The following is a 14,672-nucleotide window of genomic DNA, read 5'->3' as shown; positions in this document are numbered from 1 at the left end:
TCCCCTTTTTTGTCAGGAGGTGCAGGGATTGAAGCTGATTGACCATTATGTGGCGCTCGCAAAAGCTGAGAGCGGCGAACCGGGACAGATGAAGGAAATGCCGCTCAGTGAGATTGCGGCTAGTTTATATTGTACAGAGAGAAATGCGAAGCTGATTTTACATAAGATGGAGAGCAAAAAATGGATCCTTCGCGAGAGCGGATCGGGGCGCGGCCATAAATCAAAAATCGCTTTTCTCCGTCAGCCGGAAGATTTGCTGCTTCAAACTGCCAAGGAATATACAACAGCCGGAAAGCTTAAAAAAGCAAAAGAACTGCTTGAATATTATCAGCCGATGTTTCCTGGGATTCAAAATGTGTATGACATGTGGTTTTCTGAGGTATTCGGTTTTGTAACAGAAACCGGACAGGATGGTGAACAGGATGTGCTGCGCTTGTTTATAGCCCCAGCAGCGGTAAGCAGTTTTGATCCGTGCAGGATTTTCCTGCGGTCAGAGGGCCATTTTGTCAAGCAGATATATGATACACTGCTCCGGTTTGATCGGGAAAAGAGAGAGCCGCAGCCGCATTTAATCCACGGGTGGAATAAGGCGGGGAAAAAACGGTGGAGATTTTTTCTTCGGAAAGGCGTTTCTTTTCATAATGGAAAGCCATTGACGTCAAGGGATGTTGTATTTACGTTTCAGCGTTTTATGGATCATGATGAAAATCCATATAAATGGCTGCTGAAAGGTGTTGAACGGATTTCAGAGAAAGGGCCTTTTTGTGTGGACATTGAGCTCGATCAGCCAAATGAGCTTTTGCCATATATTCTTTGTGATGAACGGCTGTCTATCCTGCCGGCAGAAATGAACGGCGAGGTGAATGGAACAGGACCTTTTTGCCTTGTTCAGCATGACGAACACATGCTCATTCTCCAAGCCAACGAGCGTTACTTTAAGGGCCGGGCATTCTTAGATCGTATTGAGTTTGTGTTTTCTGAGCAAGCAGATGATATGTACGGTTTTACCCTTCGAGAAAAACAGAAACCTCCTGAGCGGCAAACTGTTTTTGAAGAACGGCATGTTCAATACTTGTCACTAAACCTCAGAAAGAAAGGGCCGCTTCAGCATCCAAGCTTGAGAAAAGCCCTTCGGCTGCTGATTTCATCTGAACAGCTCGTTCGTGAGGCGGGAGGACACAGAAGCATTCCTGTATCATCTTTTTTCCACCGGGCGCCTTTTGATTGGGGAGATGCTTCACCTGCGGAATTAATGAAAAAAAGCGGATATGCGGGAGAGACGTTGTCACTATTCACTTTTTCTGAAACGGATCATCGCGAGGACGCAGCATGGATTCAAGAGATTTGTGAACGGAGCGGCATTAGGCTTAATCTGGAATTTTGTACTGCTGCCGATTTGCGCCGACCGGAAATCGTACAAATGGCTGACATCATTCATGACAGCGCAACGTTTTATGAAGAAGGTGAGTTTGGTTTTTTACATTTGCTGCTTTCGGAGAACAGCTTTTTGCATCAGCATCTTTCAGGTGAACAGAAACAGACATTTTCAGAAATGATAGAACGGTTTTTCTCATTACCCGACCGGTCTTCCAGAATGAATATAGTAAAACAAATTGACCGTCAGCTTATAGGGAGCTTCAGCGCGATACCGCTGTATCAAAATGTGCTTGAGGTAGTATCGAGTGAGACTGTTGAGGATCTCATGCTGGATGAAGAGGGGTGGATTGATTTTTACTCTGTATGGCTGTCAAAGGAGTGAAGAGGGCTCTCATTTGACCCCTCTCATGCTTCTGTTACGCAGCCATGTTGCGGCAGAGCTCAGCGCAGGCAAAGCAAGACTTCGCACACGCTTGGCAATGATCATGATCATGCTTTTCGCATTCAGTGCCGCAGGCTTCACAAATATCGGCGCAAAGTGCGCAAATTTCTTTCATAAAGGGGCTGTCCGTTTGCATGGCTTTCACTGCCAGCACGCAAATATCCGCACATTCCCTGTCAAGCCGGATGCAGCCGCTCAGATCGTGGTGTGCACTTTCTGCCAAACATTTTGTGAAACAATGGTTGCAAGCTTCCATACATGTGATACAAGCTTCAATGGTTTGCTGCATGCTTGATTCCTCCTCATATGTTCGTGTATGATTTTATGTTTCCCGGCTGATGGTAAGAAAAACAGTGGAGTGTGTTTTCGGGGAAGGGGTATGTATATGTACCCTGATTGGGTAAATCTAACGTTACATCAGATTATAGAAACCAAACATCGTGATTTTGTTCATCCCGTGCGGCGCGCGTAAAGATACCCTTTGCCTTTATATTTGAGGTTCCTCAGCTGCGCGTAAGTAAAAGTCAATAGTTTCCTGATCATCTTTAAAAGCGGCATCAAGTCCTTTTGTAAAAGTGTCCACGCATTCCTCTGTTTGTTTCGGCATGATATGTTTGCGTAATGGCTCCGTATATTACGTAGATGTCGGATCTCAACGCGCCTGATTTCTTCAATTTGTTTTCTGTCCTAAGCAGGGTGGGCCAGTTCAGCAAGCCTGAGGTAGCAATGAACCGCGCTGAATTCTCCGTTGATGGCCTTCTGAGATTTTAAATGAAAACAGGGTCCTCCCGAGATTGCGCTGGATAAGGAAAATAGCTGTAATACAAGAGGGTTCAGCTTCATTCTTAAGATATTGGGCTTCTGTAAAAGTATATGTGAGGCCAGTACACATGGTGGAGAAAATCAGCTTCTTATAAGTGAAAAGGCCGTTTTTACCAATAGATCAGATTGGTCATTTTCGTCAATGTTCGATAAAATATAAACAGATAAAAAGAGAGGGGTCTTCTAATTTGGGAGCAGAGTTTTTAGTAGGCAGGTCCGGGAGTGGAAAAACGAAGCTGATCATCGACAGCATTCAAGATGAACTGCGCCGGGCTCCATTCGGGAAACCGATCATTTTTCTAGTCCCGGATCAAATGACGTTTTTAATGGAATACGAGCTTGCTAAAACGCCTGATACGGGCGGCATGATTCGTGCTCAAGTCTTCAGCTTTTCACGACTGGCCTGGCGCGTCCTCCAGCATACGGGAGGAATGAGCAGGCCGTTTCTTACGAGCACGGGCGTACAGATGCTCCTGCGGAAGCTCATTGAAGAGCATAAACAGGAGTTTAGAGTCTATCAAAAAGCAAGTGACAAAAGCGGTTTTACCGCACAGGTAGAACGGATGCTGACTGAGTTTAAGAGATACTGTCTGGAACCGGAAGATATTCGCCGGATGGCGGATAGCGGAACAGCTTCCGAGTATCGAGGGGAACGTGTTTTATCTGAAAAGCTTCATGATTTATCGATCCTGTACCAGCAGATGGAAAAAAGCCTTGAAGGTCAGTATCTTCATTCTGAGGATTATTTGACACTATTGGCAGAGCATATCCCGCAGGCGGAAGATTTGAAAGGGGCACATGTCTATGTAGACGGCTTTTATCAGTTTACACCGCAGGAATTCAGGGTGTTAGAGCAACTTATGCTTCAGGCAGAGCATATCACGTTTTCACTCACAGCGGACAAGCCGTCACATGAGGGGGAGCCGCAGGAACTTGATTTGTTCAGAATGACGGGAAAAACGTATTATCGCCTGCACCAGACGGCAAAGGAACTGAATCTGGACATCACCTATAAAGAGCATGATGAATTAAAGCGGCACAAGCGCGTACCGGAATTAGCCCATTTGGAAGCACAGTATGAAGCGCGTCCGGTTATTCCGTTTGCTGAGAAACAAGAGGCTTTTACCGTGATGCAGGCCACAAACAGACGGGCAGAGCTGGAAGGTATTGCCCGGGAAATCCATAGTCTTGTCAGAGAGAAGGGCTACCGTTACAAGGATGTGGCGATTTTAGCGCGTCAGCCGGAAGACTACAAGGATATGGTCAAGGAAGTATTTGCAGATTACGAGATTCCTTATTTTATTGACGGGAAAACGTCTATGATGAACCACCCGTTAGTGGAGTTTATCCGGTCAAGCCTTGACGTATTAAAGGGAAATTGGCGTTATGAAGCGGTGTTCCGCTGCGTGAAAACCGAACTGTTATTCCCGCTTAACGAGCCGAAGGCCAAGGTAAGAGAGCAGGTTGATCAGCTGGAGAATTACTGTATCGCTTACGGCATCAAAGGCGACCGCTGGACAAAGGGCGACCGTTTCCACTACAGACGTTTTGTGTCGCTAGATGATGAATTTGCGCAGACCGATCAAGAAATTGAAATGGAAAACATGCTGAATGACACGCGCGATTGGATTGTTCCGCCGCTGTTCCAGCTGCAGAAACGAATGAAAAAAGCAAAAACGGTTCAAGAGAAGGCGGAGGCGCTTTACCGTTATTTAGAAGAGACGGATGTGCCGCTGAAGCTGGATCAGGAAAGACAGCGGGCTGAGGAAGACGGCAGAATCATTGAAGCACAGCAGCATCAGCAGGCATGGGACGCTGTCATTCAGCTGCTTGAGGAGTTTGTGGAAATGATGGGCGAAGATGAAATTTCTCTTGATTTGTTTCAGCAGATGATGGAAACCGGTGCAGAGTCACTGACATTCTCTCTCATTCCTCCGGCGCTTGATCAGGTGTTTGTCGGCAATATGGATTTGTCCAGAATATACGGTACCTCATGTACCTTTGTGGTTGGGGCAAACGACGGCGTCCTGCCGGCTCGCCCTGATGAAAATGGCGTGCTGTCGGATGATGATCGTGAGTGGCTGAAGACGATAGGTATTGAGCTTTCCTCCGGCGGGCGGGAGCGTCTGCTTGATGAGCATTTCCTGATCTATATGGCGCTTTCTAGCCCATCTGACCGCCTTTATGTGACGTATCCGATTGCTGATGCGGAAGGAAAAACGCTTTTGCCGTCGATTGTCATCAAGCGGCTGGAAGAACTGTTTCCGCAGCATCGCGAGCGTCTATTGACAAATGAACCGGAGCAGGTCAGCGATGAGGAACAGCTTATGTATCTTGTCAATAAAAGCGTGGCGCAATCATACACCGCTAGCCAGCTCAGATTATGGACGAGGGAATATGAGATCAGCGACGTCTGGTGGAGCGCGTACAATGCGCTGATGAATGAACCTGACAGGCTGGAGTCGAAAAAGCTTTTCTCAAGCCTGTTTTTCCGCAATGAAGTCAAGCAGCTTGAACGTTCTGTATCGAGACAGCTCTATGGTGAACGTATTCAAGGGAGCGTGTCGAGGATGGAAACTTTTAACGCTTGTCCGTTCTCCCATTTTGCGTCCCACGGGCTGCATCTGAAGGAACGTCAATTTTTCAAACTTGAAGCACCGGATATCGGGCAACTCTTTCATTCCAGTTTAAAACTGATCTCAGACCGGCTTCGTGAGCAAAAAATAGATTGGCGCGACCTAACGAAGGAGCAGTGCGAGCTGTTTTCTTATGACGCGGTCGAGCGGCTGGCGCCAAAGCTGCAAAAAGAAATTCTGCTCAGTTCAAACCGGCATTATTACGTGAAAGAAAAACTGCAAAAAATTGTGACACGCGTGTCCGGCATTTTAAGCGAGCATGCGAAGGCGAGCGGATTCGTGCCGATCGGCCTTGAGTTGGGCTTCGGCGGAAAGGGCCCGCTCCCGCCGCTTACCTTTAAGCTGAAAAACGGCTGTACGATGGAGCTCGTTGGGCGGATTGACCGCGTGGATAAAGCGGAAAGCTCTAAAGGCCTGCTCCTCCGGATTGTCGATTATAAATCCAGTGATAAAGGCCTTGACTTGGCGGAAGTGTATTACGGACTTGCGCTGCAAATGCTGACGTATCTGGATTTATCGATTACACATTCGTTAGACTGGCTGGGAATGAAAGCCACGCCGGCCGGGGTTCTGTACTTCCATATTCATGACCCGATGATACAATCGAATCTTCCGCTTGGACTTGATGAGATTGAACGGGAAATTTTTAAGAAATTTAAGATGAAGGGCCTCCTCCTCGGTGATCAGGAGGCGATTCGCCTCATGGATACAACCCTTCAAGAAGGAAGATCAAATATCATCAATGCGGGCTTGAAGAAAGACGGCTCTCTCAGATCGGATTCAGCAGCAGTCGGTGAAAAAGAATTTGAGCTGTTGACGAAGCATGTGCGTCGCACCTTCCAAGAAGCAGGCGAGCAAATCACTGACGGGCGCGTATCCATTGAGCCGTATAAAATGAAGAACAAGACACCTTGCACATACTGTGCGTTTAAATCAGTATGTCAATTTGATGAATCATTAGAAGAAAACGAGTATCGTCAGTTAAAGGCCGAAAAGGACAAGACGGTACTTGATTGGATAAAGAAGGAGGCTGATGGCAATGAACATTCCTAAACCGGCAGACAGCACATGGACAGATGACCAGTGGAATGCCATCGTCTCAACCGGCCAGGATATCCTTGTGGCAGCGGCGGCAGGATCTGGTAAAACGGCTGTTCTTGTGGAAAGAATGATCCGAAAAATCACGGCGGAAGAACATCCGATTGATGTAGACCGGCTTCTTGTTGTCACCTTTACAAACGCCTCAGCTGCAGAGATGAAACACCGGATTGCGGATGCACTGGAAAAAGAGCTGGTAAAACGCCCAGGTTCGCTGCATATCCGACGCCAGCTGTCTCTATTAAACCGGGCCAGCATTTCAACGCTTCATTCGTTTTGCCTGCAGGTGCTGAAAAAATATTACTACCTGATTGATCTTGATCCGGGCTTTCGGATTGCTGATCAGACAGAAGGCGAACTTCTCGGGGACGAGGTGCTTGATGAGCTGTTCGAGGATGAATATGCAAAGGGCGATAAGGCGTTTTTTGAGCTTGTCGACCGATACACAACTGACCGGCATGACTTAGATCTGCAATATCTCGTGAAACAGGTGTATGAGTATTCCCGTTCCCACCCGGATCCGGAAACATGGCTGAAAAGCTTTGTTCATTTGTATGATGTAACAGAAAAGAGCGCGATCGAGGAACTGCCGTTTTATCCATATGTCAAAGAAGATATTGCGATGGTGCTGGACGGAGCAAAGGAAAAGCTTCAGCGTGCTCTTGAGCTGACAAAAGCGCCGGGCGGACCTGCGCCACGCGCTGAAAATTTTCTCGATGATCTCGCGCAGATTGATGACCTGATTCAGCATCAGGATGACTTCAATGAACTTTATAAGCGCGTGCCCGCTGTCTCCTTTAAGCGTGCAAAAGCGGTGAAAGGGGACGAGTTTGACCCCGTCTTGCTTGATGAAGCGACAGACTTGAGAAATGGCGCCAAAAAACTCCTTGAAAAACTCAAAACCGATTACTTCACCAGAAGCCCGGAGCAGCATTTAAAGAGTTTGGCTGACATGAAGCCTGTCATTGAAACACTCGTACAGCTTGTCATCAGCTACGGGAAACGGTTTGAAGCCGCAAAGCAGGAGAAATCGCTCATTGATTTTTCTGATTTGGAGCATTATTGCCTGTCCATCTTGACGGCTGTGAACGAAAAGGGTGAACGTGAACCAAGTGAGGCGGCAAGATTTTATCAGGAGCAGTTTCATGAGGTGCTCGTCGATGAATATCAGGATACCAACCTGGTGCAGGAATCCATTCTTCAGCTCGTCACAAGCGGGCCGGAAGAGACAGGAAACCTGTTTATGGTAGGAGATGTCAAGCAGTCGATTTATCGATTCAGGCTAGCGGAGCCGCTCCTTTTTCTGTCTAAGTACAAACGGTTTACAGAGAGCGGAGAAGGGTCGGGCCGGAAAATCGACTTGAACAAAAACTTTCGAAGCAGGGCTGATATTTTAGACAGCGCAAACTTTTTGTTCAAACAGCTGATGGGCGGCAAAATCGGCGAGGTCGATTATGATGAACAGGCTGAACTGAAACTCGGCGCGGCGTATCCGGAAAACAATGAAACGGAAACAGAACTGCTGCTGATTGACAAGTCCGAGGAGACGGACGCAGGAGAGGAAGCGGAAGAGCTGGAAACGGTACAGTTCGAAGCAAAAGCGATCGCCAAGGAAATACGCAAGCTGATCTCATCGCCATTTAAGGTATATGACGGGAAAACGAAGACACACCGCAATATTCAATACCGTGATATCGTGATTTTGCTGCGATCCATGCCGTGGGCGCCGCAAATCATGGAAGAGCTGAGAGCTCAGGGCATACCGGTTTACGCCAATTTAACATCAGGCTACTTTGATGCGGTGGAAGTGTCTGTCGTGCTTTCTGTCCTGAAGGTGATTGATAACCCGTATCAGGATATTCCGCTTGCTTCCGTTCTGCGTTCACCGATTGTCGGTGCTGACGAGAACGAACTGTCTTTGATCCGGCTTGAAAACAAAAAGGCGCCATACTATGAAGCAATGAAAGACTATCTGGCAGCCGGCGACCGAAACGATGAGCTTTATCAAAAGCTGCAAACGTTTTACGGGCATTTGCAAAAATGGCGCGCATTTTCGAAAAACCATTCGGTGTCCGAGCTGATCTGGGAAGTATACCGCGACACAAAGTATATGGATTATGTTGGCGGAATGCCGGGCGGAAAACAGCGGCAGGCTAACTTGCGCGTCCTCTATGACCGGGCGCGCCAATATGAATCGACGGCATTTCGCGGCCTGTTTCGTTTCTTGAGGTTTATCGAACGCATGCAGGAACGCGGCGATGACCTGGGAACGGCGAGAGCGTTAAGCGAACAGGAAGATGTTGTCCGCTTAATGACCATTCACAGCAGCAAAGGGCTCGAATTTCCAGTCGTCTTCACAGCGGGACTTGGCCGGAATTTCAATATGATGGATCTCAACAAATCCTATCTGCTGGACAAGGAGCTTGGGTTTGGCACGAAATTTATCCATCCTGAATGGCGCATCAGCTATCCGACGCTTCCGCTCATCGCGATGAAGAAAAAAATGCGCAGGGAGCTGCTGTCTGAGGAATTGCGTGTGCTCTATGTTGCTTTAACGCGGGCAAAGGAGAAGCTGTTTCTTGTAGGCTCATGCAAGGATCATCAGAAACAGCTGGCAAAATGGCAGGCATCGGCATCCCAAGCTGACTGGCTCCTGCCGGAATTTGACCGCTATCAGGCGAAAACGTATTTGGATTTCATCGGACCTGCTCTTGTCAGACACAGAGACTTGGAGTCTTTGGCTGAGGGCGGTGCGGCAGCGGTTTCTGATATATCAGGCCATCCGGCCCGCTTTGCTATTCAAATGATCCATTCATATGATCTGCTTGATGATGAGCTGGAAGAGAGACTGGAAGAAAAAAGCGAACGTCTTGAAGCGATCCGCCGCGGTGAACCGGTTCCCGGCCCGTTTGCATATGAGGAAAAAGCTCGCGAGCAACTGGCCTGGACGTATTCCCATCACGAGGTGACACAAATTCGTACGAAGCAGTCTGTGTCTGAGATTAAGAGAAGAAGAGAGTATGAGGACGAATACAGCGGACGGGCACCCGTTACACCGGCTGATGGAAGCATTCTGTACAGACGCCCGGCTTTCATGATGAAAAAAGGCTTGACAGCAGCAGAGAAAGGAACAGCTATGCATACGGTCATGCAGCATATTCCGCTGACACATGTGCCGACGACAGAAGAAGCGGAACGGACAGTGCGACATCTTTATGAAAAAGAGCTGCTCACCGAAGAACAGCAATCCGCTATCGATATTGAGGAAATCGTTCAATTTTTCCATACGGAAATTGGCGAAAAACTGATCGGCGCTAAATGGAAGGACCGTGAAGTTCCATTCAGTTTGGCGCTTCCGGCAAAAGAGATTTATCCTGATGCGAAAGAGGCGGATGAGCCGCTATTGGTGCAGGGGATCATCGATTGTCTCTACGAAACAGAGGATGGCTTATATTTGCTGGACTATAAAACAGACCGGATTGAGGGGAAATTCCAGCACGGCTTTGAAGGAGCAGCCCCGATCCTGAAAAAGAGATATGAAACGCAAATTCAGCTGTACACAAGGGCCGTTGAACAAATTGCTCAAACGAAGGTAAAAGGGTGTGCGCTTTATTTCTTTGACGGAGGGCATATTCTGACTTTATAACGAGATCCATAAGCTCCGGGAATTCAGACGGAGCGGATCTCGTTTTCTATACAAAAGAGAGGTGAACACATTTGCGGATTTTACATACGGCTGACTGGCATCTTGGAAAAACCCTTGAAGGAAGAAGTAGGCTGAGTGAACAGGCGGATGTATTGGACGAACTGAATACAATCGTAAAGGAAGAGCAGATCGACGCTATTGTGATGGCGGGTGACGCGTTTGATACCGTGAACCCGCCGGCTTTAGCCGAGCAGTTGTTTTATGAAAGCCTGTCCGCTCTCAGTGACAGAGGAAAGCGCCCAATCGTTGTCATTGCCGGAAACCATGATAATCCTGACAGATTGTCCGCTGCTTCACCGCTGACACATGAGAACGGCATTTATTTAATCGGCTATCCGACAACTGAACCGCTTCATATAGAAGTGCCCTCAGCAGGGGAGCTTTTGGCTGTCGGAGCGCTGGCATACCCGTCTGAGGCAAGGTTAAATGAAGTTCTTTCCGATACATTTGACGAGAAACTTCTCCGTGATCACTATGATGTGAAAATCAGGCAGGCATTTGAGCAGATCACAAGCCGCTTCCGAAAAGACGCCGTAAAGATTGCTGCCAGCCATATTTATGTTGCGGGCGGCAACCAAACGGACTCGGAGCGGCCGATTGAAGTCGGCGGCGCTTATACGGTGGCCGCTGAAAGCCTGCCGGCGGAGGCCGCTTACGTGGCGCTCGGCCATTTGCATCGCCCGCAAACAATCAAACGGGCGAGGACGCTCGCGCGGTATTCTGGATCTCCGCTGGCCTATAGCTTTTCTGAGGCAGGCTACGCCAAATCAGTGACCATTGTAGACGCAAAGCCGGGCGAAGAAGCCTCTTGGCATGAGGTTTTATTATCAAGCGGCAAGTCTCTTGTAAAATGGAAAGCGGAAAATGGACTAAGCGAGGTATACAGCTGGCTCGATGAAGGCAGGGATCAGAATGCCTGGATTGATCTTGAAATCAGTGTAACGGACCAGCTGTCACTTGAAGACATTCACAGGCTCAGAAAAGCCCATCCGGGTTTTGTCCATATCAGGCCGGTCTTTGAAGAACAAAACATTGAGCGCGAACGGATCGAGGTTAAGCATGTGTCCATCGAAGACCGTTTTAAGAAATTTTATGAAAAACAGACAGGCGGCGCAGTGCCGGATGCTGAAATGGTAAAGCTGTTTTTAGAGCTTGCATCAGGCGCAGAAGATGAGGAGGACGCAAGATGAAGCCGATCGCCTTAACGATAAAAGGGCTCCACAGCTTTAGGGAGGAGCAGACGATAGATTTTGACAGCCTTTCCGGTGCAGGTGTCTTCGGTATTTTCGGGCCGACAGGAAGCGGTAAATCCTCGATCCTTGACGCGATGACCCTTGCTTTATACGGAAAGGTAGAGCGGGCGGCGAACAATACGCACGGGATCTTAAACCATGCGGAAGATTCGCTGACTGTTTCCTTTACCTTTGCGCTTCAGACGAATCATCAAACCTCTTACAAGGTCGAGCGTGTGTTTAAGAGAACGGATGAAATGAAGGTGAAAACAGCGCTTTGCCGTTTTATCGAGATCAAGGATGAACAAACCGTGCTTGCTGATAAGGCCAATGAAGTGAATAAAAGAGTCGAGGAGCTCTTGGGGCTGACCATCGATGACTTTACAAGAGCGGTTGTGCTGCCGCAAGGGAAGTTTGCTGAATTTCTGTCTTTAAAAGGGGCGGAACGCAGGCATATGCTTCAGCGTTTATTCAATTTGGAGCAGTATGGAGACCGCCTTGTGAAAAAGCTGAGACGGCAGGCGCAGGAAGCCAATGCGAGAAAGAACGAAATGCTTGCAGAGCAATCGGGTCTCGGCGAGGCGAGTTCAGAAGCGGTTGAACAAGCTGAACAAGCGCTTGAACAAGCGGAAGCCAAACTGGAATCAGTACGGAAGAATCGTGATCTAGTAAAAGACCGGTTTGCTGAGCATCAAGAGATTTGGAATGACCAAAAGGAAAAAAACGTTTATGAAGCAGAGAAAAAGCGGCTTGAAGAGGAGAAGCCGCATGTCGACAGCATGCATAAACGCTTGGCGGAAGCGGAAACAGCAGCCGCTCTAAAGCCGTATGCGGACCGGTACTTGGAAGCGGTACAGCATGAGGAGAAGGCTGCGAGCGAAGAAGTGCTTGCCCAAAAGGATTTAACAGAACGCACCGCTTTCTTTCAGCAAAAGAATGAAGAATATGAAGCGTGGCGCCGGCATAAAAGCGAGAAAGAGCCAGAGCGTTTAGCTGAGCAGGAACAGCTCTTCCGCTTGCAGGAGATCGAAATCAAATGGAGAGAGGCCCAGCAGGAGGCAGAGCGCAAACAGGCTGAACTTCAGCAGAAGGCCGAAAATCTTCAATCTGTCATGAAGGATTTAGAAACCGTGACAGACCGTCTTATAAGGGGACAAAACAGACAGGCTGAATTAAAGCATCAGTTCAAAACCTTGCAGGTAACCACTGATGAGCGGAAAAGATGCCAGCAGGCCGCTGAAATGGCTTTGCGGATCAGACAGACTGAGGAGCAGCTGGCAAAAGAGAAAAAGCGAATTGACGCATTGAACCTTGTATTACAGAAGATGAACGAGGAAAAGAATACACTCGTACAAAAGGCTGAAGCGGAAGAAAATAAAATCATACAGGCATATGAGGCTGTTCAAGCCGTGTATCATATGGTCTGTGAGACGGAACGATCACTCACGCGAACTGCTGATCAGGCAAAACAGAGACAACACACACTTCACACTCAGCGTGAGAAAGCAAGAATGGCGGCACTTACCAAGGAGTTATCGGAAAAACTGATGGACGGAAAACCTTGCCCGGTCTGCGGTTCAACTGAACATGATCCGTCTGCCTCAGCACATGGGACATATGAGCCGGATCACAATGTTGAAGCAGAAATCAAACAGACAGAAGATTTGCTGTCAGCAGCGGCGGCGCTCAGTCAGGAGATTCTTTCTGCCAAAATCACACTTGAAGAGCAGTCCGCCCGCTTTCTCGAGCAGTGTCCGTTTTTGAAATCGATTCAAGCGCCGACCCTTGAGGCAGCTGCTTCCTACGAGAATCAGCCGGTGCAGGAAGCATTTCATGCCGCAAAAATAGAATGGAAGCAAATCAAACAGGACATCCTGTCAGTCAAAACAAGAATGACCCAAATGATCGGCACATATCAGGAATCATTAAAAAAAGCCGAGCAGCTAAACGAAAGAATGAGTTATGAAAAAAGAGAGGCTGACCGTATTGGCAGCATAATAGCAGAGCTTCAGTCCTCGATGGACAGCCAGCAGAAGATGTTTCATGAATCATTTGAAGGCCAATCTCTGGATGAAGCGGAAAAATGGCAGCAAGACATTGAAGAAAAGGACCGGGCTGCGGAAGAATGCGAGAAACGAATTGAACGAAGCATCGCTTTTCTTTCTGAGCATGAGTCACAGAAGGAACAGCTGCGGGAGTCGAGCCATCAGCTTGAAAGGGAAAAACTGGAGCTTCACTATGCCGCAGAACGGGCGAAGAGTGCCATAGCAGATTATAAGAAGGAACTCGGGGACTATATAAAAGAGGATTCCATCCAAACGAAGCTCCGCTCAGTTCAGCAGGACCTGAAGTGTTTAAAAGAAAAAGAGCAATCTCTATATGAAGAGCTGCAAAGCGCCCAAATGATGCTCAATCAGGCAAAAAGCCGCGCTTCAGCAAGCGAGCATACGCTTAAGGAAGCGGAAGAAAGGTTGAAAAAAGCGGAAGCGGATTGGCTTGAACAAGTGGAAAGCACCCGCTTTATCCGGGCTGATGAGGTAGAATACAGCCTCATCCCAGCCGATGAGCTTGAAAAGATCAAAGGCAGTATTGACCATTTTTTGGATAAATGTAAGCAAAATGCCGCAAACTTAAAACGTGTATCTGATAAGCTCGCCGGCAGATCCTTATCCGAGAGTGAATGGAACGAAACCGTCACGTCATTAAAAGAAGCCGAGGAGGCATTTGGGACTGCTTTGGAAGAAAAAGGGGCAGCGGCTAAAGCACTGGCTGTGATCCGCGACCAGCACAAACGTTTCAATGAAATTGAGGCTGAGCTGAAGAAATGGCAGACCCATATCGACAGGCTGGACAAGCTTCAAGCAGTGTTTAAAGGCAACACGTTCGTCGAATTTTTAGCTGAGGAACAGCTTGAAAGTGTTGCAAGGGATGCGTCAGCACGGCTCGGCGTGCTGACAAGACAGCGTTACGCCATGGAAGTGGATTCAGAAGGCGGATTTGTGATGCGGGATGATGCCAATGGAGGCGTCAAGCGCCCGGTATCAAGCTTGTCGGGAGGGGAGACCTTCCTCACCTCGCTATCTCTTGCTCTCGCACTTTCTGCGCAGATCCAGCTCCGCGGTGAATACCCGCTGCAGTTCTTTTTCTTGGATGAAGGGTTTGGAACGCTTGACCAAGATCTGCTAGATACGGTTGTCACTGCCTTGGAAAAACTGCAGTCAGACAATCTGTCTGTCGGCGTGATCAGCCATGTGCAGGAACTGCGGGCACGGCTTCCGAAAAAGCTGATCGTACATCCGGCTGAACCTAGCGGACGCGGCACAAGGGTAACACTCGAGATGATGTAAGGGGGACGCGGA

At 48.3% G+C, this 14,672-nt stretch carries 6 protein-coding genes and 1 pseudogene; 5 read left to right on the top strand and 2 right to left on the bottom strand.

All coding sequences use genetic code 11. The annotated features are described in order from the left end of the window. Positions 1–28 precede the first annotated feature (28 nt). Entirely contained in the window at positions 29–1,759 is a 1,731-nt protein-coding gene (locus NST16_RS12390) for an SgrR family transcriptional regulator (RefSeq protein ID WP_340887012.1), read from the top strand. Between the two features lie 34 nt (positions 1,760–1,793). Here NST16_RS12390 and NST16_RS12385 read toward each other — a convergent pair whose 3' ends face one another. After that, positions 1,794–2,108, bottom strand: a complete 315-nt coding sequence (locus NST16_RS12385) for a four-helix bundle copper-binding protein (RefSeq protein ID WP_340887009.1) — start codon at positions 2,106–2,108, stop codon at positions 1,794–1,796. Between the two features lie 133 nt (positions 2,109–2,241). Next, positions 2,242–2,646 (bottom strand): annotated as a pseudogene (locus tag NST16_RS12380) (rubrerythrin family protein). A 183-nt stretch (positions 2,647–2,829) separates the two neighbouring features. On the opposite strand from NST16_RS12380, the gene addB reads away from it, so the two are divergent. The 4 genes from addB to sbcC all read left to right on the top strand — a co-directional run bounded on the left by addB (position 2,830) and on the right by sbcC (position 14,660). Further along, positions 2,830–6,330 carry a helicase-exonuclease AddAB subunit AddB gene (addB, locus tag NST16_RS12375; protein WP_340887007.1) on the top strand — a complete coding sequence of 1,167 codons (3,501 nt, stop codon included), beginning with the start codon at positions 2,830–2,832 and terminating at the stop codon, positions 6,328–6,330. Then, on the top strand, positions 6,317–10,021 hold the full coding sequence (gene addA, locus NST16_RS12370) for a helicase-exonuclease AddAB subunit AddA (protein WP_340887005.1): 3,705 nt from the start codon (positions 6,317–6,319) through the stop codon (positions 10,019–10,021). Before addB ends, addA begins: the two co-directional genes overlap by 14 nt. A 71-nt stretch (positions 10,022–10,092) precedes the next feature. Beyond that, positions 10,093–11,271, top strand: coding sequence for an exonuclease subunit SbcD (sbcD, locus tag NST16_RS12365; RefSeq protein WP_340887003.1), 1,179 nt, complete (start codon positions 10,093–10,095; stop codon positions 11,269–11,271). Further along, positions 11,268–14,660: an exonuclease subunit SbcC gene (gene sbcC / locus NST16_RS12360; protein ID WP_340887002.1), complete on the top strand. Its 3,393-nt coding sequence runs from the start codon at positions 11,268–11,270 to the stop codon at positions 14,658–14,660. The genes sbcD and sbcC overlap by 4 nt, the downstream gene beginning before the upstream one ends. Positions 14,661–14,672 lie beyond the last annotated feature (12 nt).

Source organism: Bacillus sp. FSL K6-1005 (assembly GCF_038000225.1).
Lineage (GTDB): Bacteria > Bacillota > Bacilli > Bacillales > Bacillaceae > Bacillus > Bacillus mojavensis.
The sequence above is the reverse complement of the archived record's forward strand: the minus strand, read 5'-3'. Positions and strand labels throughout refer to the sequence as shown.

What these genes read in the sequence shown, in the direction of transcription:
- sbcC (WP_340887002.1), top strand. Translation starts at nt 11,268, where the DNA reads ATGAAGCCGATCGCCTTAACGATAAAAGGGCTCCACAGCTTTAGGGAG.
- NST16_RS12385 (WP_340887009.1), bottom strand. Translation starts at nt 2,108, where the DNA reads ATGCAGCAAACCATTGAAGCTTGTATCACATGTATGGAAGCTTGCAAC.
- addA (WP_340887005.1), top strand. Translation starts at nt 6,317, where the DNA reads ATGAACATTCCTAAACCGGCAGACAGCACATGGACAGATGACCAGTGG.